General features: G+C 61.8%; 25 protein-coding genes and 1 pseudogene. 17 read left to right on the top strand and 9 right to left on the bottom strand.

Translation table 11 applies throughout. The features are described 5' to 3' along the window. Positions 1-4 precede the first annotated feature (4 nt). Together AB0N75_RS03765 and AB0N75_RS03770 are read left to right on the top strand one after the other, a co-directional pair. Positions 5-2,395, top strand: coding sequence for a bifunctional salicylyl-CoA 5-hydroxylase/oxidoreductase (locus tag AB0N75_RS03765; protein WP_364645310.1), 2,391 nt, complete (start codon positions 5-7; stop codon positions 2,393-2,395). Positions 2,396-2,514: 119 nt separating this feature from the next. Continuing rightward, on the top strand, positions 2,515-3,243 hold the full coding sequence (locus tag AB0N75_RS03770) for a prolyl oligopeptidase family serine peptidase (RefSeq protein ID WP_364645313.1): 729 nt from the start codon (positions 2,515-2,517) through the stop codon (positions 3,241-3,243). 111 nt (positions 3,244-3,354) lie between these two features. Here AB0N75_RS03770 and AB0N75_RS03775 read toward each other — a convergent pair. Next, a pseudogene (locus AB0N75_RS03775) lies at positions 3,355-3,941 on the bottom strand (SDR family oxidoreductase). Between AB0N75_RS03775 and AB0N75_RS03780 the strand changes: the two are divergent. The 13 genes from AB0N75_RS03780 to AB0N75_RS03840 all read left to right on the top strand — a co-directional run bounded on the left by AB0N75_RS03780 (position 3,838) and on the right by AB0N75_RS03840 (position 13,662). After that, positions 3,838-4,047: a hypothetical protein gene (locus AB0N75_RS03780; RefSeq protein ID WP_364646014.1), complete on the top strand. Its 210-nt coding sequence runs from the start codon at positions 3,838-3,840 to the stop codon at positions 4,045-4,047. The pseudogene AB0N75_RS03775 and the gene AB0N75_RS03780 overlap by 104 nt on opposite strands. 440 nt (positions 4,048-4,487) lie before the next feature. Next, entirely contained in the window at positions 4,488-5,270 is a 783-nt protein-coding gene (locus AB0N75_RS03785) for an ABC transporter ATP-binding protein (protein WP_364645316.1), read from the top strand. Positions 5,271-5,323: 53 nt separating this feature from the next. Then, complete coding sequence (locus AB0N75_RS03790; protein ID WP_364645319.1) at positions 5,324-6,154, top strand: ABC transporter permease; 831 nt, start codon at positions 5,324-5,326, stop codon at positions 6,152-6,154. A 28-nt stretch (positions 6,155-6,182) separates the two neighbouring features. Beyond that, a complete protein-coding gene (locus AB0N75_RS03795) occupies positions 6,183-7,223 on the top strand; it encodes an ABC transporter substrate-binding protein (protein WP_364645321.1) in 1,041 nt (346 codons plus the stop codon). A gap of 24 nt (positions 7,224-7,247) precedes the next feature. After that, a complete protein-coding gene (locus AB0N75_RS03800) occupies positions 7,248-8,393 on the top strand; it encodes an NAD(P)/FAD-dependent oxidoreductase (RefSeq protein ID WP_364645324.1) in 1,146 nt (381 codons plus the stop codon). Beyond that, a complete protein-coding gene (locus tag AB0N75_RS03805; RefSeq protein ID WP_364645327.1) occupies positions 8,390-8,980 on the top strand; it encodes an amino acid synthesis family protein in 591 nt (196 codons plus the stop codon). The genes AB0N75_RS03800 and AB0N75_RS03805 overlap by 4 nt, the downstream gene beginning before the upstream one ends. Positions 8,981-9,011: 31 nt before the next feature. After that, positions 9,012-9,746, top strand: a complete 735-nt coding sequence (locus tag AB0N75_RS03810) for a class II aldolase/adducin family protein (protein WP_364645330.1) — start codon at positions 9,012-9,014, stop codon at positions 9,744-9,746. 39 nt (positions 9,747-9,785) lie between these two features. Beyond that, on the top strand, positions 9,786-10,718 hold the full coding sequence (locus AB0N75_RS03815) for a 3-hydroxyacyl-CoA dehydrogenase NAD-binding domain-containing protein (RefSeq protein WP_364645333.1): 933 nt from the start codon (positions 9,786-9,788) through the stop codon (positions 10,716-10,718). Between the two features lie 3 nt (positions 10,719-10,721). Further along, positions 10,722-11,543, top strand: coding sequence for an alpha/beta hydrolase (locus AB0N75_RS03820; protein ID WP_364645336.1), 822 nt, complete (start codon positions 10,722-10,724; stop codon positions 11,541-11,543). A 9-nt stretch (positions 11,544-11,552) separates the two neighbouring features. Next, positions 11,553-11,999: a YbhB/YbcL family Raf kinase inhibitor-like protein gene (locus AB0N75_RS03825; RefSeq protein WP_364645339.1), complete on the top strand. Its 447-nt coding sequence runs from the start codon at positions 11,553-11,555 to the stop codon at positions 11,997-11,999. A 77-nt stretch (positions 12,000-12,076) separates the two neighbouring features. Further along, complete coding sequence (locus AB0N75_RS03830; protein ID WP_364645342.1) at positions 12,077-12,838, top strand: IclR family transcriptional regulator C-terminal domain-containing protein; 762 nt, start codon at positions 12,077-12,079, stop codon at positions 12,836-12,838. A gap of 19 nt (positions 12,839-12,857) precedes the next feature. Continuing rightward, positions 12,858-13,274, top strand: a complete 417-nt coding sequence (locus tag AB0N75_RS03835; RefSeq protein ID WP_364645345.1) for a carboxymuconolactone decarboxylase family protein — start codon at positions 12,858-12,860, stop codon at positions 13,272-13,274. 91 nt (positions 13,275-13,365) lie between these two features. Continuing rightward, on the top strand, positions 13,366-13,662 hold the full coding sequence (locus AB0N75_RS03840; protein WP_364645348.1) for an antibiotic biosynthesis monooxygenase: 297 nt from the start codon (positions 13,366-13,368) through the stop codon (positions 13,660-13,662). A 61-nt stretch (positions 13,663-13,723) separates the two neighbouring features. Here AB0N75_RS03840 and AB0N75_RS03845 read toward each other — a convergent pair whose 3' ends face one another. After that, on the bottom strand, positions 13,724-14,890 hold the full coding sequence (locus AB0N75_RS03845; RefSeq protein ID WP_364645351.1) for an MFS transporter: 1,167 nt from the start codon (positions 14,888-14,890) through the stop codon (positions 13,724-13,726). A gap of 55 nt (positions 14,891-14,945) precedes the next feature. Here AB0N75_RS03845 and AB0N75_RS03850 point away from each other — a divergent pair, with 55 nt between their 5' ends. Both AB0N75_RS03850 and AB0N75_RS03855 read left to right on the top strand, forming a co-directional pair. Continuing rightward, positions 14,946-15,548 carry a TetR/AcrR family transcriptional regulator gene (locus AB0N75_RS03850; RefSeq protein ID WP_364645354.1) on the top strand — a complete coding sequence of 201 codons (603 nt, stop codon included), beginning with the start codon at positions 14,946-14,948 and terminating at the stop codon, positions 15,546-15,548. 136 nt (positions 15,549-15,684) lie between these two features. After that, the gene (locus AB0N75_RS03855; RefSeq protein WP_364645357.1) at positions 15,685-16,419 is read left to right on the top strand and encodes a VOC family protein; all 735 of its coding nucleotides are present in this window, start codon (positions 15,685-15,687) and stop codon (positions 16,417-16,419) included. 21 nt (positions 16,420-16,440) lie between these two features. Here the strand turns inward: AB0N75_RS03855 and AB0N75_RS03860 are convergent, their stop codons facing one another. The 7 genes from AB0N75_RS03860 to AB0N75_RS03890 all read right to left on the bottom strand — a co-directional run bounded on the left by AB0N75_RS03860 (position 16,441) and on the right by AB0N75_RS03890 (position 23,668). Continuing rightward, positions 16,441-17,016, bottom strand: coding sequence for a hypothetical protein (locus AB0N75_RS03860; protein ID WP_364645360.1), 576 nt, complete (start codon positions 17,014-17,016; stop codon positions 16,441-16,443). Positions 17,017-17,031: 15 nt separating this feature from the next. Next, the gene (locus tag AB0N75_RS03865; RefSeq protein ID WP_364645363.1) at positions 17,032-18,180 is read right to left on the bottom strand and encodes a zinc-dependent alcohol dehydrogenase; all 1,149 of its coding nucleotides are present in this window, start codon (positions 18,178-18,180) and stop codon (positions 17,032-17,034) included. 504 nt (positions 18,181-18,684) lie between these two features. Then, the gene (locus tag AB0N75_RS03870) at positions 18,685-19,845 is read right to left on the bottom strand and encodes an iron-containing alcohol dehydrogenase (RefSeq protein ID WP_364645366.1); all 1,161 of its coding nucleotides are present in this window, start codon (positions 19,843-19,845) and stop codon (positions 18,685-18,687) included. Between the two features lie 242 nt (positions 19,846-20,087). Further along, complete coding sequence (locus AB0N75_RS03875) at positions 20,088-20,702, bottom strand: flavin reductase family protein (protein WP_364645369.1); 615 nt, start codon at positions 20,700-20,702, stop codon at positions 20,088-20,090. A gap of 155 nt (positions 20,703-20,857) precedes the next feature. Next, positions 20,858-21,871: an ABC transporter substrate-binding protein gene (locus AB0N75_RS03880; protein WP_364645372.1), complete on the bottom strand. Its 1,014-nt coding sequence runs from the start codon at positions 21,869-21,871 to the stop codon at positions 20,858-20,860. Between the two features lie 55 nt (positions 21,872-21,926). After that, positions 21,927-22,739: an ATP-binding cassette domain-containing protein gene (locus tag AB0N75_RS03885; RefSeq protein ID WP_364645375.1), complete on the bottom strand. Its 813-nt coding sequence runs from the start codon at positions 22,737-22,739 to the stop codon at positions 21,927-21,929. Beyond that, positions 22,736-23,668: an ABC transporter permease gene (locus AB0N75_RS03890; protein WP_364645378.1), complete on the bottom strand. Its 933-nt coding sequence runs from the start codon at positions 23,666-23,668 to the stop codon at positions 22,736-22,738. Before AB0N75_RS03890 ends, AB0N75_RS03885 begins: the two co-directional genes overlap by 4 nt. Positions 23,669-23,692: the final 24 nt, after the last annotated feature.

Raw genomic sequence — 23,692 nt, forward strand, 5'->3', positions numbered from 1 at the left:
AGACATGAAAATCGCAATCGTTGGAGGAGGCCCGGGCGGCCTGTACTTCGCAGCCTTGATGAAGCAGTTGGATCCGGCGCACGAGGTCACTGTCTGGGAGCGGAACGCTGCCAGTGACACCTTCGGGTTCGGCGTCGTCTTTTCCGATGAGACGCTGGGCGGCATCGGGAACGCCGACCCGGTGGTTGCCGAGTACATGAGCCGCCGCTTCGCCCGGTGGTCGGACATCGATATCCACTACCAGGGCGAGACCATCGCCGTCGGCGGCCAGGGCTTCGCGGCCATGAGCCGCAAGGAACTGCTGGAACTGCTGCAGCGCCGCTGCGCGGAACTGGGCGTGGACTTGCGCTTCTCCACGCTGGCCCCGCCGGTGGAGGAACTCGAGGCCGGCTACGACCTGGTGCTGGCGGCTGATGGGGTGAATTCGCAGACCCGCGCCAAGTACGCCGATTCCTTCGGGCCGGATCTCGACCCGCGGCCGAACAAGTTCATGTGGCTGGGCACCGACCTGGTGTTCGAGGCCTTCAAGTTCTTCATCAAGGAGACCGAGCACGGGGTCATGCAGATCCACGGCTACCCGTTCTCCGACGAGGGGTCCACCTTCATTGTGGAAATGCCCGAGCACGTCTGGCGGGCCGCCGGTTTCGACGAAACGGAGAATGAAGTTTTCCCGCCGGGCGCCTCGGACGAGAAGGCCATTGAAAAGATCCGCAAGATCTTTGCCGAAGAATTGGAAGGCCGCCAGGTGCTGGCCAACAATTCCAAGTGGCTGAACTTCACCACCGTCCGCAACGCCAGCTGGCGGCACGGCAACGTCGTGTTGCTGGGCGACGCGGCGCACACCGCGCACTTCTCCATCGGATCCGGCACCAAGCTGGCCATGGAGGATGCGCTGGCACTGGCCGCCTGCCTGCACGAACACCCGAACGTGGACGCGGCGCTCGAGGCCTACGAAACCGAGCGGCGCCCCGTGGTCGAGTCGACTCAACGCGCCGCGCAGGCCTCGCTGGAATGGTTCGAGCGGGTGGGGCAGTACACCGGCCAGGACCCGGTCCAGTTCAGCTTCAACCTGCTCACCCGCAGCCGGCGCATCACGCAGGACAACCTGCGGCTGCGCGACCCCGAATTCGCACTACAGGTGGAAGAGCGCTTCGCCGCTTCACAGGGGCTGGAATCGGTCGCACCGGCAATGTTCCAGCCTTACCGCATCGGCGGCCTGGAGCTGAAGAACCGCATCGTGGTCTCGCCCATGGATATGTACTCCGCGACCGACGGCATGCCCGCCGACTTCCACAAGGTGCACCTGGGCAGCAAGGCCATGGGCGGTGCCGGCCTGGTCATGACCGAGATGGTTTGCGTCTCCGCGGAAGGCCGTATCACCCCGGGCGACACCGGACTCTACACGGACGAACAGCGTGACGCCTGGGAAGACATCGTCAAGTTCGTCCACGGACACTCCGAAGCCAAGATCGGCGCCCAGATCGGCCACGCCGGACGCAAGGCATCCACCAAGCTGATGTGGGAAGGCATCGATCAGCCGCTGGACTCCGGCAACTGGGAGGTCGTCGGCCCGTCGCCGCTGCCCTACGGACCGGACAACCAGGTTCCGCTGGAAATGGATCGTGCCCAGATGGACAAGGTCGTGGCAGACTTTGTCGCCGCCACACGGCGGGCAGACGAGGCCGGATTCGACCTGTTGGAAGTGCACGCGGCGCACGGCTACCTGCTCTCGTCGTTCCTCTCCCCGGTGGCCAACCGGCGGACCGATGAATACGGCGGCAGCGTGGAAAACCGTTTGCGCTTCCCGCTCGAAGTCTTCGACGCCGTCCGTGCAGTCTGGCCAACGGAGAAGGCACTGACCGTGCGCATCTCCGCGACCGACTGGATCGAGGGCGGAAATACCCTGGACGACGCCGTGGAGATCGCCAAAGCGTTCGCCGCCCACGGCGCGGACGGCATCGACGTCTCCACCGGCCAGATTGCCAAGGGCGAGAAGCCGCGCTTCGGCCGCAGCTACCAGACCCCGTATGCCGACCGGATCCGGCAGGAAGTGGCGGTTCCGGCTGGCATCGCGGTTATCGCCGTGGGAGCTATCTCCTCTTACGACGACGCGAATTCGATCCTGCTGGCAGGCCGCGCCGACCTGATTGCCCTGGGACGCACCCACCTGTACAACCCGCATTGGACGCTGCACGCCGCGGCCGAGCAGGACTACCGTGGCGACGGGGTGGCATGGGTTCCGCAGTTTCGTGCCGGACGCCGCAAGCCGCCGAGCTCGCGGACCGACGCCGTACGTCCGCGCTTGTCACTCCTGCAGGAAACCAGCGGTCAGGTGCCCGACGCGCATCTACGCTGGAAGCCGGTCAAGTCCGTCGAGCCGGCGCTGGCAGGGTAGCTGTTGGACCAAGCTGGTTGAACGGCAGCGACGGCGGGGCGGGCAAACGTAGCCCCGCCGTCGCTGCCACCTGCGCCTGGCAGGGCCTGTTATATCAACACATAGAGGGGGCAACACCCGTGGATACCCCGGTCGAAATGAGCCAGACAATCGCCTATGGATCACACTCTGCTCAGCGGATTTATTGTTATAGCCCCGCAAACCCTGCAGCGTCCCGTGGCCTGGCCATCCTGGTTCATGGCGGCTATTGGCGCGCACAGTTCGATGCCTCCCTGATGAACCCCTTGGCCACCGATCTGTGTTCTCGAGGGTGGGCCGTGGCAAACGTCGAATACCGGCGTGGAGCGGCGGACAGTGCCTGGCCCGATCCCCGCGACGATGTGGACGCGGCGATCCGTGCCGTCACGGACAGCGCCTGGGCGCAGCAGTTTTCGGGGTCACGCATCACGATCGGTCATTCCGTAGGCGGTCAGCTCGTCTTGCTGTCCACCGCACCCGTTGATGGGGTCGTGGCGCTGGCCCCCGTGACCGATGTGGCGCGGACGTATGCCGAAGATCTGGCAGAAGGCGCCGTCGTTGAATACTTCGGTGCCGGCCGCCCCGATGTTTACCACGATGCATCGCCCTTGCAGCAGACCCATGCCGGCACGCCAACCTTGGTGGTCCACGGGGATGCCGATCTGAGAGTGCCTCTGGCTCACACCCACGATTTTGTCCGCCAAGCACAGGCACACGGCGCCCAGATCGAACTATCCGTTCAGCCCGGCATGGACCACGTCCAGCTCATCGATCCGCAGGCCGATCATTGGCCCAACGTTCTAGCCTGGATGCAAACCCGCTCCGGTTAGATCCTGAGAAGGAATCTGTCTGACCCACGGGGTCGATTCACACAGGGCTCATCGCGGCACCCGGTCCTGCATCGGCAGGCCCGGGCCGTTTATGGGTTCATCGCACTTCCTCTAGTGGGAGGTGTAGCCCTCGTCTGCGTGGATGGTGGTGCCGGTGACGTACGACGATGCGTCGGAGGCGAGCCAGAGGCTGGCCTCGGCGATCTCTCGGGCTTCGCCGAACCGGTTGAGCAGGCTGAGCTGCGGGGCGTAGGCCTCCGGGTCGATGCCCATCTCTTCCAGCGCTCCGCGCAGCATGGGGGTGTCGATGGCGCCGGGGGCCACCGAGTTGACGCGGATGTTCTCAGAACCGTTCTCGAGGGCTGCTGCCTTCGTTAGGCCGACGACGCCATGCTTGGCGGCGATGTAGGCCGGGTTTCCCGGCTGCAGGCGGAAGCCGCTCACCGAGGAAAAGTTGATGAGCGATCCGCCGCCGCCCTGGGCGCGGAGTTGCTGGATTTCGTACTTGAGGCTGAGGGCGACGCCCTTGAGGTCCACCGACATCAGGCGGTCCCAGTACTGCTCGTCCATCTCGTGGAGCGGCGACTGACGGGGGTGAGTGCTGCGTTGTTTACTGCGACGTCGAGCCGGCCGTACTTCTCGACGGTGGCGGCGACCATTGCCTTCACGTCCTCACCCTGGGAAACGTCGACCTTCACGAAGAAGGCTTCCCCGCCGCCGGACGCGCATGCCTTGCGCTGCGCCTGTCACGATGGCGACTTTGTCCTGAAGAACCGGGAACGTCATGGCGTCTCCTTTGTCTGAAGCCTGGGGTGGCGGTAGCCGTCCCACAGATCACAGCGACGGCCCCTGCGGCAACATTCCATGCATACGTATGTATTGTCTCACTCGAAGTTGGGTTCCGCCTGAGGCCGGCGCATCTGACCGGATAGCACCCTGCCGTGCCCGCCGCCATCCCGTCGACTACGAGGGTCGAGGGGTGTCCCGGCCAGCTTTATGTCCACCCGCCGCTCTCGGATTCCCCCTCGCCGGCCTGGTTGCCGGGTGTGGGGTGCGTCGCGCTCACTGTTGCCGCGGGCCGGAGTGGCGAAGGGTCTTGGGGCCACAGTTCCCTCGGGGAGTGGTCCAAAAAAGATTTCGGAAAATCCATTGACCGAATCTGATTGCCCCGGTATTCTCGTCATCTAAGAGAGAGATATCACATCGTGAGAACCCATGAGCTATCTAGCGGAGAGGCGCAATTTATGGAGTTCGAAGGTATCAAAGCCCAAGGGTTGGAAAAGCGTTATGGATCCGGCAGTTCAGCAGTAACTGTTCTTGAAGATCTGGACATAGAAATCCGACCGCAGAGTTTTGTATCTTTGCTGGGGCCCTCAGGCTGCGGCAAAAGCACGCTGTTAAAAATTTTGGGCGGTATTGAAGAAGCTTCGTCTGGCAACGTGTCAGTAAATGGAATGCCGGTCGCTGATGCGGTAAAAAACCGTCAATTCGGTCTGGTTCCTCAGAAGGCAGCGCTGCTTCCGTGGAAGTCCGCGATCGACAACGTGCGCATGCTGCGCCAGATTGCCACGCGCAAGAAGCGCGGCGCGGACATCGATGAGGCTGCTGCCAAAGCCCTCGAGATGGTGGGGCTCACTGCTGCTGCGAACAAGCTGCCGCATCAACTCTCCGGCGGCATGGCGCAGCGCGTATCCATCGCTCGAGCTCTGGCGCTGGATCCGCAGATCCTGCTGATGGACGAACCGTTCGGAGCGCTGGATGCGATCACGCGCGATGAGATGAACCTGCGTTTAGCCGACGTGTGGGCAGAGACCCAGAAGACGATTGTCTTCGTCACGCACTCGATCCCGGAGGCCGTATTCCTCTCGGACGTCATCCATGTCATGGGAACTAACCCGGGACGCATTGTTGAAACCCTCGAAATCGACCTGCCCCGTCCGCGCACGCTCGATGTTTTCGACGATCCCACTTTCCAGGAATACGCCGCCCATCTAAGGCATCAGCTTGAACCGAAGGTGGTGGCGTAATGCCGGAAAGCCGAAACGGACGCACTGTCCAAGCACTTCACAGTGGAGACGATATGCCACGTCGCGACCTTCCAAAACAGACGACACGAGAAAAAGTCCCAGGTCGGAAAATCAAATCCTGGCTAAATCAAAATTGGCCGAGCCTCGCGGTCTTTGTCGCAGTTGTTGCGATCTGGGAAATAACGGTCGACCTGCTCAATCTTTCCAGCTTCGTCATTGCCAAGCCCAGCGAATTCATCGCCGAGATGTGGATATCGCGGGAGCTGCTCGCTGAAGCGGCTTGGGTAACGACCGAAGAGATTCTCTACGGCTTCCTCATCAGCATCGTTGTCGGTATCGCGATAGCGGTCGCATTGGCAAGGTTTGGTTGGCTTGAACGAGCGCTCTACCCGCTGATTGTACTCTTTCAGGTTGTTCCCAAGGTGGCTTTGGCACCGATCTTCATCCTGTGGTTTGGGTACGGGCTTGCTCCGAAAATTGTCCTGATCGTCGTCATCGCGTTTTTCCCGATCACTCTAAACATGCTGGTCGGACTGAAGAGCATCGACAAGGAGCTACTGCTGCTTATGCGCTCCGTTGGCGCCTCCAAAAACCAGGTCTGCACGCAGGTCCAGATCCCGACTTCGCTGCCGTACCTGTTTGCGGGACTGAGGATTGCCATCACCTTCGCGGTTATCGGTGCAGTGGTGGCGGAGTTCGCCGGCGCACAGGCCGGGCTCGGCTACCTGATTCAGTTCGCCTCCACCCAGCTCGACACTCCGCTGATGTTCGCCGCTTTGATCCTGGTCTCACTTTTGGGCTTGGTCTTCTACTACGCAATGTCGCTGGCAGAGTACCTGCTGGTCCGCAAGTTCCCCCACATAGCCCTGCAGTCCACCAACTAACCAGTTAGTTCCCGCTAAGGAGAAATCAATGCGTCTTTCTCGTTCTTTCACTGCAACCTGCGCGGCCGGAAGCCTTCTTTTCCTTGCAGCCTGCTCCAGCGGTTCCGCTGCCCAATCGCCAGCCGACGGTCTCGACGAAGTGACCGTGCAGCTCGATTACCAGGTACGCGGCAACCACGCGATGTTCCATGTAGCCCAAGAGAAGGGCTACTTCGAAGAAGAGGGCATCGATGTCAAGGCCATCAACAAGGGCAGCGGCTCACCCGATACGCTCCGCCTGGTGGGAAGCGGCGGTGCCGACTTTGGATTCGCCGACCTGCCCTCCCTGGTCACGGCCCGCACCCAGGACGTCAAAGTCAAGGCCATCGCAGCCGTCAATCAGGTTTCGCCCCTGGGATTGTGTTCCCTCAAGGACAACGTGGAACTGACGAGCCCCGCCGACCTGTCCGGACTGACCATGGGCGTCCACCCTGCCGGTTCAACCTATATCTTCTACCAAGCGCTCTTAGCCGCAAACGGTGTGGACAAGAAGGCAGTTACCGAACTAACGGTCACGCCGCCCTACGAGAACTACTTGATGCAGGGACAAGTTGACGCCGTCGTCTGCTACGTCGATGCCGAGGTCCCCCTGCTGGAGCAGCACGCCGGTGGCGAGGGCAAGCTCAGCATCATGATGGGTTCCGACTTTGGCTATGACGCCTACGGTTCCGGACTCTTTACCACCGATGAGCTCATCGAGAAGGACCCGGACCTGGTGCAGCGGTTCACTAATGCATACCTGAAGGCCTTCGAGTGGGTGGCAGAAAATCCGGAAGAGACGGCAGCATTGCTGGCCGGCACCTCGGCGGAACTTGCTGAAAATGAAGAGCTGTTCGCCAAGCAGCTGCAGGCTGACATCGATCACACGTTTACATCCGACAACACCTCAGAGCACGGGCTCGGGGCCATGGACGAGAAGATGTGGGAATCCACCATCGGGATCCTTTCGGACCAAGGTGTCATCAAGACGACCCCCGGGGCGTCGGACGTCTACACGAATGAGTTCGTCGAGAACTCGAATGCCAAGTAACCGGACCGGAAGGACAAAATGTTGATGCCTACAGGCAAGAACGGGCGGCACGCGGAGATCGCCGGCGCAGGGTTTGCCGGCCTGACCGCAGCGACGGCACTGGCCCGTATGGGATGGACAGTCCGCGTGCATGAGAGCGGAACTGAACTGCGCGAACAGGGCGCTGGAATCGTGCTGTGGCACAACAGCCTCAAGGTTCTGGAAGCCATCGGAGCCCTCGACGCAGTCATGGAAGACTCCATGACGCCGCCATTCTACGAAACGCGCATGCACCATGAAAGTGTCTCCCGAGAGGATTTCGGCGGACTGTTTTGGCGCACGGCTACCCGGCCGCACCTCTATAAGAGCCTGCTTGGTGCAGCGCAGAACGCCGGCGTCGAACTTGTGACCGGATCCAAGGTGGTCGGGGCTTCGCCGAAGGGGCTCCTGACCTTGGCCTCGGGGCAAACGCTCGAGGCAGACCTGGTTGTGGGAGCGGACGGCGTCAAGTCTCAGGTCCGTGACTCCATCGGCTTTGAGCAGGAGCGGTGGAAGTCCCGCGACGGTATCACCCGTTTCCTAGTCCCGCGGCTGAAAGAGGAGCTGGGCGAAGGCGAGTGGGACAACGTCATCGACTTCTGGAACCTGGAACCGCGTTACCTGCGCGTCCTTTATGTACCGTGCAACGAGCGTGAACTGTACATTGCCCTCGGTGCGCCGCGCGCCGACGAACAGGGAAGCCGCACACCCATTGACCTTGACCTCTGGACGTCGGCATATCCCGAACTTGCCCCTGTCCTCAAGGCGGCCTCCACCGCGCCAGACCCCAAGTACTACGGCTACCAAACAACCGTGCTGGAGAAGTGGAGCCAGGGTCGGGTCGCCCTTATCGGCGATGCCGCTCACGCCATGTGCCCAGCGCTGGCACAAGGGGCCGGCTGCGCCATGCAAAACGCCTACACCATGGCCGTGGCTGCGACTGAGGCCAGCGTGAGCGATCTGCCCGACGCATTGGTCGAATGGGACCGGCTTGAGCATCCGATCACAGACCGTTGCCAGCGTCGCTCAGCTGACTATGCGGCAAACCGCGGCATGTCACAGGGCAACCAGTTCACTGACGAAAACCTTGAAACGGCAAAGTACGATCCCACGGATCCTGGCCGTCACGCACTGATTGGAGCCAAAGCATGACCTACCTGATTGGGGACTTCTACGAGGTCCGTGCCTTCCAGAGCACTGTTCAAGAAATCGTCCACGAAGGCGGGCCGGCGGCCGAACAACCGCTAATCAAGGCTTGTGTGGGCGTGATCATTAAAAACCCCTTCGCCGGCCAGTACGTCCATGACCTCTCGCCGCTGACCGACCCGAGCGCGGCCCTCGGCACGGAGTTGGGGCGTCGAGCGACTGCTTTGCTCGGCGGCCGCGAAGTTGAAGGATATGGCAAGGGCGGCATCGCCGGTGTCGCGGGCGAGCAAGACCATGTGGTTGCGTGCATCACCACCGTTTTCGGCAACGCTTTCCGCGACGCCGTCGGGGGAGGCAAAGCCTGGATTTCGTCCACGACCAAGACAGCGGCCGCGGGTACTGCAATCGACATCCCGCTGGCTTTCAAGGATGAGGTCTATGTGCGTTCGCATTACGATGCGATTCCCTTCCAGGTTCCCGACGGCCCCCGGGCCGACGAACTGCTAATCTGCGCCGCGGTTTCCACCGGCGGTCGTATCCACGAACGGGTCGGAGGCATGACCGTCGCCGAATTCCGGGCCTCCGCGTCCTGACCCCAATCACACACCAAGCAAGGAGATTCCAATGCAAGACTTCAACAACCTGTACAGCAACGACCAGTCGGTCTACAGCACGCTCCACCAGTTGGCGCGGGCACACCGCATTCTGGAAATGGAAGGCCACGGTGACATGTCCCTGGGCCACATGAGCTACCGGGACCCGGAAGGCCGCGGGATGTGGCTCAAGCGGGGCAACCTGGGCCTGGACGAGGTACAAGCCGACGATTTCATCTTGGTCGACTTCGAGGGCAATGTGCTGGAGGGCAAGGGCATCCTGCACTTGGAATGGCCTCTTCACTCCGAGCTTTACCTGGCACGCCCGGATGTGAACTTTATCGGCCACTCCCACCCGTTCTACACAACTGCTTTTGCCACGACCACCGCCGAATTCGGCCCGTATACCAACGAGGGGGTCTGGTTCGCGGAGGAGGGTGTCCCGCGCTTTGACCTTACGTCGAACATCATCACCAGCGTGCAGCTCGGTAAGGAGCATGCGAACGCCATGGGGAATTCACTGGCGATATTGCTGCGCAACCACGGCTGCAGTTTCGTGGGTTCCACGGTCCAGGACGTGACCTTGGCCGGCGTCTTCCTTGAGCGAGCCTGCAAGTTCCACCTCACGCTGGCCACCTCCGGGCTGGAATACACCCTCCCCTCCGCCGAAGAAACCGCGTTCAAGATCGAGGAGATTTACCGGCCCAAGGCGCGGAACAACTTCTGGAACTACTACAACCGCCAGCTTGACCGCCTGGAGAAGTGACTGCCCGTAACCACCAGCCGGAAAGAAACAAGGAGAGACATGGCAATCCCTACCATCACCACAGTCATCGGATCGGGGAGCATGGGACCCGGTATCGCAGCGCTTCTGGCACGCAGCGGCAGCCAGGTCCGGCTGAACGACATTAGTCAGGACGCTCTGGACCGGGCGAAAAAAGTAATTGATGGTGCAACCGCAGCGCTCGATGACCTCGGTACCCCCGTGGTCGAGGGCGGATCGGTCACCTACCAGACAGATCAGCGCCTTGCTTTGGAGGGCGCCAACCTGGTGATCGAAGCAGTGCCGGAGAAGCTGGAACTGAAGCGGATGGTGCTTCAGCAGGTTGAGGAGATAGTCAGCCCCACCACCATCATCGCGACCAACACCTCCGGTATCCCGATCACCACGATGGCCGAAAGCATGCAGAACCCCGAGCGCTTCATCGGCATGCACTGGTCCAACCCGCCACACCTCATTCCTATGATCGAAGTCATCAAGGGCGAGAAGACTACCGAAACGGTCGAAAAGGAACTCGTCACCATTGTCGAATCGTTCGGCTATGAGGCGGTGCGGCAGAAGGAAAAAGCCGGATTCATCGAGAACCGCGTGCTCTATGCGATCCTGCGCGAATGCATGGCCCTGCTGGAGGAAGGAATCGCTACCCAGAAGGATCTCGACACCTGCGTGAAGTGGGGGATCGGCTACAAACTTGCCGTCATCGGCCCGATGCGCTTGGTGGACATGGCGGGCTTGGACATTTACGAGTCAGTGGCAAGTTACCTAAACCAGGATCTGGATGCGCGCGCCGACGTTCCGGACCTCGTGAAGTCGCTGACTTCCAGTGGAAAGCTGGGCATGAAGAGCGGCCAAGGCCTGTATGACTACGGTGAAGGGGAAGTGGAAGCCAAACGTGCCGACATCATCAAGGGCCTGGTCGCTGTTCGCAAGACACTGTCCGAAATCACTCCCGTCTGACAGATGAAAACCGCAGAACTGCAGTACGCCGACATCGCGGGCACCAAGATCTGCTTCCGGGATTCCGGCCAGGGCCGGCCGGTGCTTTTCCTCCACGGCACGTCAGCCAGTCTCGGCGTTTGGGACGGTGTGATGGCGGGTCTGGGCGAGGGCTACCGCACGATCGCGGTGGACCAGCGTGGGCATGGCCGAAGCAGCAAGCCAGAGCGCGGCTACTCGCAGCGGGATTTCGCTCGCGACATACTCGGTCTGGCGGCGCATCTCGGTCTGGAAGACGTGGTGCTCGTTGGTCACTCTCTGGGCGCTCGCAATGCCATTGTTGCAGCCGCCATGGAGCCAAAGCGCATCGCGGGAGTCATCGCCGTTGATTACCTGCCGTTCGTGGAACCCGAAGTAATCGATAACCTGGAACACCGCGTCCTGGGAGGTCACCGAGAGTTCAACGGATTCGACGAGATTGTTGATTACCTGGCCGAGCGCTACCCTCGAACACCGAGGAAAGCGCTTGAAGCCCGGGCACTCTACGGGTATGAAAAGCGTGGCAAGCACTACCTGCCGTTGGCCGAACCGGAAGCCATGAGAGGGACGGTCGACAGCTTCCGCACGGATTTCCGCGAGGCCTTCACCGAGGTCCGCGGGCCGGTGGTGGTGGTTCGTGGGGAGAAAAGCGCCATCGTCTCCGAGCGTGCTTTTCTCCTGGCTAAGGAGCTCCGGCCGGACTTCGACTACGTCACCGTGCCCGACTGCGACCACTACATCCCAGAAGCCGCACCGGAAGTGGTGCTGGAAGCCCTTCTCGCAAATTTCCCACCAAATGAAAGGTAAAACGTTCTAATGCCGTTGAATATCAAAGATCTCAACGTAACAGCCGGCGACATCCGCCAAGGAAGCCGTATTCCAGATACGTATGCTGCTGATTTCGGCAACCAAACGCCCAGCGTCTCGGTCTCCGGAATTCCTGCTGGAACCGTAGAACTCGCCTTGATCATGCACGACCCTGACGCACCCTTGGCCAACGGGTTCACGCACTGGGTCGTCTACGGGATCAACCCCGAGGAAGGCGAACTGAGCGGGGAGCTCCGGCTGGGCCCGAACACCATGGGCGCTAAGGAGTACAGCGGACCGCAGCCGCCTGCGGGGCACGGAACGCATCACTACTATTTCTGGGTATATGCACTCGATACGTCCGTGGAGGCCACACCGACGAGGGAAGAGTTCCTTGCCGCCTATTCCGAGAATATATTGGAGCAGGCCCGGCTCGTGGCAACGTTTGATTCCTAACCAAACGGATCAGCCGCTTTCTGTAACTGTATTATCCGAAGCTATCCAGTAAAGAAGGGAGGCGGAACGTTATGGCGATGAGCGGGAAAACCCCAGGCGTCGACAGCGCCCGGCGTGTCCTCAACGTCCTGATGCTCTTTGAGGAAAGACCGTCATTAACAGTGGAGGAGATCGCCTCGCTCGTGGAAATCTCCATCCCCTCTGCCTATCGTTACGTCTCCCTTCTCCGGGAACTGGCCTTGGTGGCAGAGGCCGGAGGAGGCCAATATGTCCTAACTACCAGAGTGCTTGCCTTAGCTCAGTCGGTAAACACGTCCACGCATTTGCGACTGGAAGGTGAGGCTGTGCTGGAGGAGTTGAGGCAGAGCACAGGGGAAACAGCCCTCTTGATCGAACGCTCCGGCGACTACGCCACCTGCACGGCGATTCGCGAGTCCGACATGACGGTCAGGATTTCGTACGCTCCAGGAGAAATTCTGCCACTCCACCGGGGTGCAGGAGCGAAGTTGCTTCTAGCCAGCCAAGGGGAGAACTGGATCCGCCGCTACTTGACCCGGATGGTTCCTTCCTTGCAGGGCGAACAAGTGGACAACTTCGTCGGCGCACTGCAAGTACAGCAGCAACAGCCCTTCACGATCAGTAGGGCAGAACTGGACGACGGAGTATGCGCCGTCGCTGCGCCGGTGGTTGTCGGCGGACAAGTGGTGGCAGCCCTGTCCGTGGCCGGACCGCAATATCGAATCCAGCATGATGCCCTCGAAACCATCGGCAAACGAGTGCACCAGGCGGCTATCGATCTCAGTGCCAGCTTGAATCGATCTCCGGTAACAGAGCCGTAGAGCGCGAAAGGAACTCGCCATGCCTACATCGGCAGCACAGGATTACGTCAATGAAATGGCTGCCGAACGCGGCTACGTCTTGGATTATCACAAATACATGGCTGCGGCAGACTTCCCGGTCCTGCAGGCCACCAACTCGCTGGTTTCCGCGGCCTATCTACAACAGCGCCGACTGGACCGGGGAACCAAGGAACTGTTGTTCATATTGAGTCTGACAGTCCTGCGTGCCGGTAAAGCGCAAATTAAGAGCCACATTCAGGTGGCCCTAAAGGTCGGCGTAAGTCCCGAAGAGATCTTGGAAGCCATCGAGATCGCACTGCCAGAAGCGGGCATCGTTGCCTTCCAGGTCGGTTTCGAGGCGTGGTGCGAGGTTGTGCAGCCGGACCGAATCGAGCCGACGGTCTCTGTTTACGATGATGAAGCAGTTTCTAACTAGGCCCACCCGAAGCTGCACAGGATGGTGCAGCCCCGGGTAGCGTGGAGGCGGTACGGCCCGGACTGTTTCGGGCCCCGAGAGGAGAAGCATCGTGTCCATCGTCGTCATTAATGCGCTGAAGGTCCCGGAGGGTTCAGGCACCGAGCTGGAGTCCCGCTTCGCAGCCCGCAAGCATGCGGTTGATTCCGCTCCGGGATTCGAAGGCTTCCAGCTGCTGCGTCCCGTTGCAGGCGAGGACCGCTACTTCGTGTACACGCAGTGGGCTACGCGCGAGGACTTTGAGAACTGGCGTGACAACCGGGCGCCGCGGGACCACAACAGTGACCAGCGGCCGGTGGCCAGCGGCGCGGAGTTGCTCGAGTTCGAGGTCGTCGAACTCGCAGATTAGGCGGCGGGCCGCCGTCTACTGATCAGCCCGATAAGGCCGCCGAGGACGAGGATGCCGGCGGCTAGAGTCGCGAGGGCAACGGATGGCGCGGCCCCGCGGGCCAGCCCGAAGCCTGCCGACCCGAGCGCTTGGCCCGTTGCCAGTGCAATGAACAGCATGGAAGTGCCGGCTCCCGCGCTGCAGGCCACACGTCGCGGGCCCAAAGGATGAGCACACCGGAGAGGCCCATGTAGCAGGCGCCGAAGACGGCCATGCTGGCATAGGCGATCGATTCGGTGCCTGTTGTCATGGATGCCGCGACGCCCGCACTGGCCAGGGCCAGGCCGCCGGCGAAGAAGCACCATCCGCCCCGCGTGCCCAGATGCCGGACAAGCGATCCGGTGAGGACGCCGAGAAAACCGCCCAAGCCTAGGGCGATCCACAGCCACCCGGCCCGCTCGGGCGCGACGGATCCGGCCGCCGTGAGCAGCAGTGGTCCGAACGTCCAGATCAGGGCCGATCCGGCGCCGGCAATGACCGCTGCTACACCGGGGGCCGCCAGAAGGTGCCACGTCCCGATGCGGGCTTGGAGTATCGACGCGGGTTCCCTGTCCCTGCTGGCCGTGAGCCTCGCGGCCGGTCCCGCAGCAGCGCGGGCGGAAAGCCCAACTTCCGCCCGCGGCCGCGCGAAATGCCAGGCTGCCACCGCCGTCGTTGCGCACAGCAGCCCCATGAACACCCAGGCCGGACCGACCGAAGCGGCTGACGAGGCTACCATTCCGGCGCCAATAACCCCGACCGCTGTGCCGGAGTTCACCAGCGACTGCGCCGTCGCGGAGGTGCGAGGTGGGACCGCCGCGTCAATCACCGGAACCAAGGCCGGCGAAGCGAAGCCCCCGCCCATTCCGCCGATAAAGACGGCCAGCACGAACATGGAGGGCGACGACGCGGCAGCGACCCCCAGACATCCAAGGGCAGCGGTGGCACCGGCGAGCAGCAGGCCGACGCGGGGAGCGCGGTCAACGAACCGTGCGGCGGCCAGCGCAGCCAAGGAATAAGAGGTGAACTGCGCCGCGGCCGCCCAGCCGAGAACCTCGGTAAGTTCCGGCCGCTGCACTGCCAAGAGCGGAGCGAAGAGGCCGACCCCAAAGCGGGCCATGCCGTAAGTCGCGGCGATCAACAGCATCCCGGCGAACGCCACCCCGAGGCCGGCATCCCGGGCCTGGGTGCCGATAGTGTCCCTGCTCATCCCGCCTCCGACAGCATAACGACCGTTACACCATAACGAGCGTTATACTAGTCCCATGGCTCCCCCTTTGAATACCCGCGACCGCATCCTGAATGCGGCCGAGGAGCTGTTCTTCCAACAAGGCATCAGCGTGACCGGCGTGGACCGGGTGGCGGCAACGGCCGGAGTGGCGATCGTGACGCTCTACAAACACTTCGGTTCCAAGGACAACCTGCTGCGCGAAGTGCTCGCCCGGCGGCTGGACAACTGGACCCGGCACTGGGACGAAGCAATCGCGCGCGCCACCACCCCAGAGGAACGACTGCTGGCGGTCTTCGACGCCATTGATACCTTCCGGGCCTCCGCCAATCCGACCCAATGGTGCAGCTTCCTCGCCACCGCGTCGGAACGCCCCGCGCCGCCAGCCGGCCAAAACGACCCGGTGTTCGAGCTGATCCGCCAGGACACGCAGATGATCACGGAGCGGCTGGCGAGGCTGGCGAAGGAGGCGGGCTGCCCGGACCCGGCCTCGGTTGCCGCGGTCCTGTTGCTGCTCTACAACGGTGTGCTCGCCAGCCTGCTCCGCGGTGAGCCTAGCAACCCGGTGACCCATGCGCGCAGTGCAGCTCGCTCGATCATCCGGGCCAGTGCCGGAACGACCCGCACGGCGCGGTCCTAGCGGCGCCGGAAAACAAACCCCAGGCGGCGGCACCCGTCACGGCCCCATACCAGGCACTGGAAAACAAGCGGCTAAGCACCTCGAAGGCCTAACCCCTCCTCCCCATCAGGTTTTCTTCGGTATAGGGTCGGGCGGTATGGCGCTGCGACTGGTTCAGGTGAATTTCAAGGCGGGGGACGACTCGGCTCTCGGCAGGTTCTGGGCGGACGCGCTCGGCTGGGGTGTTTCCAGCGAGGGGCCCGGCGTCACCAATGTTGAGCCGGTGGGGTTCGACTGGCCTGACCCCTCCGCCGTCTGCATCGACGTGGTCAAAGTCGCGGACCCGGAGACGGTGAACTACCGCGCCCATCTCGATCTCGCCACCACGTCCGAGGCCCATCAGGAGGAGCTGGTCGCCCGTCTGCGGGATCTCGGTGCGACGCCCGCGGACATCGGCCAGGGCGACGTGCCGTGGACGGTGATGGCAGACCCGGAGGGCAACTTGTTCTGCGTGCTGGAGCCGCGGCCGATCTACCGGGACACCGGGCCGATAGCCGCGGTGATGGTCAGCTGCTCGGATCCCCGGGCGATGGCCCGGTTCTGGGGCGAGGCGATGGGCTGGACGCTGCACAGGGCGACCGACAATCATGCGCGGCTGCGCTCAAGCGAGGGCGTCGGCCCGTATCTGGAATTCCTCCGCACGCCTGATGGGGCGGCGTGCGGCCGGGTCCACCTGGACCTGAAGCCGTATCCCGGCGATGATCAGGGGGCCGAGGTGGCCCGGCTGCGCGCGCTGGGCGCTACCGAGGCCGACCTCGGCCAAGGTGACGTGCCGTGGGTTTGCCTCGCCGATACCGAGGGCAACGAGTTCTGCGTCCTCACCCCCGGCTGAGCCAGGGGCGGGAAGAGCCGGCTACTTCCGGGACTTCGCCAGCACGCGCAGTGCCACAACGGCGGCGGCGCCGCCGGCGAGCAGCCAGGGGCCCGCGACGATCACCGGGTCCAGCCATTGGTGCTTGACGTCGGCGCGGTTGCGGCCGAAGCGTGAGCTGAAGGCCTTGCTCCCGATTTCGCCGAATACGCCGCTCTCCGTGACCGGGTTGTCCGGACGGAGCGAGGCGAAGGAACGGAGGTGGCTTTCCCAAGCGTCCACCCGGTCCGCCGCGAGCAGGATCAGCCAGTGGGCGGCGCGGCCTTCGCTGAACCGGCGGTAGGCGTATTTGCGCATCGCGCCGGAGAGCAGCTTCGGGGGAGCGGAGGTGCCGAAAGCCGGCGTCAGCTGCTGGTGTTCGATGGAGCGTTCGCGCGGCCATTTCTCCGGCTGCCGCTCCGGGAAGTCCCAGTGCGCACCGGAAGCGCCCGGGTCGAACCGCTCGCGGGGCACGGCCGGCCGGTCCTTGGGGTCCAGGTCGGCGCCCCAGCCGGGAATCCGGGCGCGGAGTTCTTCGCTGCTGGGCCGGGTGCCGGGTTTTTCGGCGCGGTAGGGCATCGCGTCTTCCTTTCCTTAGCCCGCGTTCGGGACGATGACGGGTTTGATGCAGTTATCCAGCTTGGCGGAGAAGATGTGGTATCCCTCGGCGATGTGTTCCAGCGGGATGCGGTGCGTGATGATGTCGCTGGGCTTGAGGTAGCCGTTCCGGATGTGCTCGAGCAGGCGGGGCCACTGGCGTTTGACTGGGGCCTGGTTCATCCGGAGCGTCAGCCCCTTGTTGAAGGCGTCGCCGAACTTCACGGCGCTGAACATGGGACCGTAGGCGCCCATGACTGAAATGGTGCCGCCCTTCCGCACCGAGTCGATGGCCCAGTTCAGCGCGATGGGCGAGCCGCCCTGCAGCTTCAGCTTGGCGGCCGTGACGTGCTGGAGGAAGTTGCCGTCCGACTCCGCCCCCACGGCGTCGATCACCACGTCCGCGCCCAAGTAGTCGGTGGTCTTTTTCATGTGTACGACGACGTCGTCGTGCTCGGCGAAGTTGACCGTCTCGGCCTGGGCAAAAGTTTTCGCCTTCTCCAGCCGGTAGTCCAGGTGGTCGATCACGATGACCCGCCCGGCGCCCATCAGCCAGGCCGACTTGGCCGCGAACAAACCCACCGGTCCGGCCCCGAAGACCGCGACGGTGTCGCCCTCCGCAATGTCGCCCAGCTGGGCCCCGAAGTACCCGGTGGCCAGCGCGTCGGTCATCAGCAGGGCATCCTCGTCGTCGAGCCCTTCGGGGATGATGGAGGGCCCGACGTCGGCGAAGGGGACGCGCACAAACTCGGCCTGGCCGCCGTCGTACCCGCCGCAGGTATGGGAGTAGCCGTAGATCCCGCCCACGGCGGTGGCGTTCGGATTGACGTTGTGGCAGTTGGAGTAGAGTCCCCGGGCGCAGAAGTAGCAGGAGCCGCAGTACACGTTGAACGGCACCATCACCCGGTCTCCGGGCTTGAGGTTCTGCACCGACGGGCCCACTTGCTCCACCACGCCAATGAACTCGTGGCCGAAGGTCATGCCCACCCGCGTGTCCGGCATCATGCCGTGGTACAGATGCAGGTCCGATCCGCAGATTGCCGCCGCCTGGACCTTCACGATCGCATCGTTGGGATGCTCGATCGGGGGCATGTCCTTCTCTTCGACGCGGACCTTGTACGGACCGCGGTACACCATTGCTTTCACTATCGCCGCCTAGGAGTGGGTTGCCGGTGGTGGCCGGTACCTGCGGCAGACTCCCGCGGCCCGGACTGCATGCCCCTAAATACTAAGCATGCTTCCCTCTTGCCGTCGAGGCTTGAGGGGCCGGCGGTGTGCGGGAGCGGTCAACGGCTGAGGAGCCGGGGTGTGCGGTTCGCAGACAGGCGGGCGACTGGGCGACGGTGGGGAACGCGGCCAGGCGCCCGCCGAAGGTTGTGTCTATCGAAAGCCCCAAGCCGCTGGTCAGCGACTTATGGGCCTGGCAGCGCAGGCAACCCTGAACGCCGGCCGCTCGTATGCCGTCAGTATTCGAGGCAACAGTGATGCTGGCAAAGTTCTCCCCGTAGCCGCCAGCTCGGGATTGACCGAGCCGACCACGGACCACGGCGTGCACCGGCTTGCCGGGGTTGCGGGCCAGGATGGCGGTGATGCCAGTTCCGGCTTGGACGCCAGGTATTAGGCGTGACCCGGATAGTTGCAGGGCATTCGTTAGGCGTAGATCTCCATGTAGAGGCCCTCGATTTGTTCCGCGTTGGGAACAAGCGGGTTGTTGGCGGGGGAGCCCGACATCAACGCCTGCTCGGCCATCAGCGGCGTCTTTTTTGCCCAGGCGTCACGGTCGATGCCGAAAGTGTGAGGCGTGGGTACCTGGAGATCGTGGTTGAGTGCGCGAAGCTCGTTGATGAGCGCGTCGGTGGCGTAGGCGTTTGAGCTATCGGCCGTGGCAACCCCCAGTGCCCTGCCACAGTCGGCATACCGGTCCTGAGCGGCTGGCGCCGAGAACTCAGTTACAGTCGGGAACAACATGGCGTTCGCCATGCCGTGGGCGATGTGGAAATGCGCCCCGATCGGTCTGCTCATCCCGTGGACAAGCGCGACGCTTGAGTTTGAAAAGGCGATGCCCGCCTGAGTGGCTGCCAGCATCATGGATTCCCGAGCTTGCCTATCGGTGCCGTCGGTACTTACCCGCCGGAGGTTCTCACCAATAGCCTTAACCGCGGACAGGGCGAAGAAGTCGGAGAATAGATTCGCTTTCCGGCTTACATACGCTTCAACCGCGTGTGTAAGTGCGTCAATGCCCGTATCTGCGGTAAGGCGAGGAGGCATGGACAGAGTGATTTCGTAATCGATAATTGCGGCGGCGGGAAGGAACGCGATACCCGCGCACAACATTTTCTCGTCGCTTTCGGAGTCCGTAATGATCGTAAATTGCGTCGCTTCGGAGCCACTACCCGCAGTGGTGGGAACGGCCACAACCGGAATAGCATCCCCATTGTTAATTCGGGGAGCTTTGTAGTCGCGCATCTGCCCGCCTTGACGGCTGAGTATCCCCAAAGCCTTAGCCGTGTCGATCGCGCTTCCGCCCCCGACTCCGATAAGCACGTCCGCCTGATGGTCCTGTATAGCGCTGACACCCTGCTTCAGGGAATGAGTTGTCGGATCCGGAACAGTCCCCGTGAAAACGGCAGGTTCCAGTCCGCTGTCACGTATGGACTGGGCGATGACGTCCACGACGCCGGTTGATAGCATAAACGAGTCGGTAACGATCATCGGCCGTTGGCGCATGAGCTCGCTGATGAGTTTCCCGGTCTGATGGACGGCGCCTCCTCCGACTTTCATGATTCTTGGCAGAGCGATATTGGCAACCATGGATACTTTTTCTCCTTCTAAAGTATGATCAGCGGACTGCGGTCATGTCGCTCGGTATCAGTTTTTTGGAGCCCAGAGCCGCCGGAGCGGCGAAGCAGCGCAAGCCCGAGACGCCTCGGCGTCTCCTACGGCTCCTCCCCGCGCCGCCAAGAGTCCGCAGCGTCCCTGGAAGGCTTACCATCTGCTGCTACTCACAACTATGGGAAATACGAATTGATATCTTCGGAATGCATGGAGAATGCTCACTGCAGTTTGGACTGCTCGCCGAGAGCATGCCATGAGCGATTGTGGTACACGAGCGGCGGGATTTGTTCTGCAGATTCGGGGCCATGTGGGTTGCTTTGGAGAGCTTCGACCACGACAAGGTGCGATCCACCAACTGGTACGACCCGGCTCACGCGCCCGCGAATCAATGAAGGTACATTCAAATAGTAGGGTTCACCGCTCGGCAAGCGACTCCAGCCTATTTTCTCACCAAAGCGCTCAACGCCGCTTGTTGCTCCTAATTTTGCAAGTTCGAGCTGTTCGGCGCCAAGGAGGTGCACGACAACCGTTTTAGCCTTGAGTATGCTCGGTGCTGCTGAAGAGATCCCGGAAGCTGAGAAGACCAAAGTTGGCGGCTCGATCCCGACCGAGATGAGCGAACTTACGGTCATAGCGACAGGCCCTTCTCCGATGTCGGCGGTGACCACTCCAACACCAGCGGGATGCCCACGAAACGCAAACTTAAAATCTTCGGCCGACAGAGCCTTTTCTGCCTGTAGGGTCATCATTGACTTTTCCTTCCAAGATATTGATTGCCACGTCTGAATTTCTGCTTCGAGTACTGCCTCTTTGTGCAGGATGAAGCGATGCACGTTGTTAGGGTTACGTGGCAGCGTCTCTCGCAGCCGATCTGGCGTGGGAACTCGTCGAGTGGCAGAAAGTCTCTCATTGAGACGAGGATCGAGCCCGTCAGACCCTGGACTGACTCGACTCGTACGGTTCCCGGCACCCGAACGGAGTTCTCGTACTACTTTGCGATTTGAGCGGAGTTCAGAATCGAAGCCGGAACCGTGACCCCCATTGAGTCGGCTGCCGTCGTGTTCACCCACGTGGTCACCTGACCAGCCGGTTCTGGAGTGATGTCGTTAGCTGACTTGCCTTGGAGGATGCCCGCGATCATAGTCGCGGTTTGCTTACCCTGCTCATAGGTGTTAGTTGCTACGGTGGCGAGAGCACCATCCTCCACTGAACTAGTGTCAGATGTGTAGAGAGGCAGCTTCTTTTCAGAAGCGGTCTTGATCAGTGTCTGTAGGCCAGTCATCACGGTGTTGTCCTGAGGGAGGAGAACAGCATCGACCTTGCCGACCAGCGCATCCATTGCTGTGGAGACATAGTTACTTGAAGCTACTGTTCCGTCGACGATGGTCCAGCCGCGTTTTTTGGCAGCTGCCTCGACTAGGTCTCGTGATTGAACGGAGTTAGGTTCTCCGGGGTTGTACAGGAAGCCGAGGCGTTCGAGGCTCGGCGTCAGTTCTGCGAAGAGGTCGAGCTGGTCTTCGATGGTGTCAGGTGTATACACGCCGGTCACCAAACGCCCCAACGACTCATTGCCGGGCTTGGCGAGCCCCGCAGAGGACGGGTCCGCGGATACGCCGCTGAAAACAACTGGGATAGAGCTGTTCTCGGTGGCCTTGACGGCAGCTTGCGAGCTGGGAGTGCTGACGCCGACGATGACGTCGACCTTGTCTTCCACGAACTTCTGCGCGATGGTGGTCGTCAACGAAATATTACCCTGGGCGTTCTGGACCTCCACATTGACGTCCTCACCCTCGACATATCCTTGTTCTTCCAGCCCATCCTTGATGCCGTCGATAAGTGCGTCCAAGTCGGGGTGCGAAACGATAGTACTGATGCCGATAGTCGGCACCTTTGCCGAATCTTCAGCACTGCCGGACGCGGGCTGTCCACAAGCCGACATTGTGGCAGTCAACGCGAACGCGAGTGCTGCAATTGACACCGTGGGCAACATGGATTTCTTCATGGTTTTCCAATCTTGTGAATAGTTGTCGGTGCGGGAATTTCATAGAGCCGATGAGTTAGGGGGCGAGGAGGCTGCGGTCGTTCGAGAAAGACTCGCCAGAGACCTCATGAAACCGTTCGACGAGTTTCGATACGGTGAGTTGAGCTTTCGCGGGGTTCCTAACATCGAGCACAATCTCGCCGCGGTGCATCATCACGAGGCGATCCCCGTAGTCGATCGCATGCTGCATATTGTGAGTGACCATTAGTGTTGCTAGGCGACGCTCTCGCACCTGGCGTGCAGTTATCTCCATCACCTGTGCCGCAGCCTTTGGGTCGAGCGCGGCCGTGTGCTCGTCAAGCAGTAGGACCTTTGGCGTGTTGAGCGTGGCCATGACGAGGCCGAGAGCTTGGCGCTGCCCGCCCGAGAGATTGCCGACCGGTGACTGGAGGCGATCTTCGAGCCCCAGTCCGCAAACCGCCAGGGCATCACGGAAAGTGCGGCTGCGAGCGGGGGTTACACCGAGCCTGAGAAAGCGGCGCTTGCCGCGCATGTACGCGATTGCGAGATTCTCTTCGATGGACAGTGTGGGAGCGGTGCTTGCGCCAGGGTCTTGGTCGATTCGCGCGACGATGCTTGCCCTACGGTATTCAGGCCAGGACGTGACGTCGCGCCCATCGAGCTCTACGCGACCCCGCGCTGGACGCTCGAGCCCGGCTACTGTGCGCAGAAGCGTCGATTTGCCGGCGCCATTGCTGCCGATCACCGCCACCCACTCAGTGGGGGCGATAGTCAACGTCAGATTGCGAAGAGCTCGAACTTGGTTCGCCGTGCCAGGGAAATAGATCTGAGAGGCATTGTCGACGTGGACAGCTGTGACTTGCTTCACTGGACGCTCGCTTTCATGGGACGGGAATCAAGATCCTCCTCGCGGAAGGGGCGATTCCGCTCACGGTACTGAGCGATCGCTGTTGGGACGTAGAGAGCAAGCACCATGAGGACTGCCGTGGCTCCCTTGAAGTAGAACGCGGGCATACCGAGTCGGAGGGCAACGTTCAGTAGACCCTGGTAAATCAACGCGCCGGCCACTGCACCGGAGCACCAGATCAGCAAGCTCCGTCTGCCGAAGATTGTCTCGCCGATAATTACTGCTGCTGCTGCGGCAACCAGTGTTCCAACGCCCATATTCACATCGGCGTAACCTTGAGCCTGCGAGAGCAGCGCGCCGGAAGCTGCGACGAAGCCGTTGCCGATCATCATCCCGACCATGAGGCTGATACTGGTGTTCATGCCGAGTGCGCGCACCATGCGCTGATTGGCGCCTGCGGCCCTGATAGTCAGTCCAAGATCCGTGCGGAGGAACCAAATGAGCACGACTACCGAGATTGCCAGCAGGATGAAAGTAACTGCTGCGCGACTGAGGCTACCCTCGGTGATCCCGAGTGATCCGAGAACGACGCTGTAGATCGTGTCGTGCCCGAGGAGGTTCTTGTTCGGTGCCCCCATTATTACTAGGTTGACCGAATACATTCCAGCGGCGACAACGATGCCGGCGATAATTTCATTTATTCGTAACGCGGTTATGAGGAAGCTGGTCACCGCACCTGCGACAGCGCCGGCAAGGACCGCGACGATCAAGCTCATCCACGGGTTCATGTTCGCAACGAGGAACGTTGATAGGGCAGCCGCTCCCAGAGGGAATGAGCCCTCAACAGTGAGGTCCGGGAAGTCGAGAATTCGAAACGTAAGGAGCACGCCTATGACGGCAAAGGCCAAAATGAGGCCTTGGTCGAGCGTGTTCAGTAGAGCACTATCCATGTGAGTTGACCACCATTCGTAGAA

The organism is Arthrobacter sp. NPDC089319 (assembly GCF_040684925.1).
In the GTDB taxonomy this organism is placed as follows: domain Bacteria; phylum Actinomycetota; class Actinomycetes; order Actinomycetales; family Micrococcaceae; genus Crystallibacter.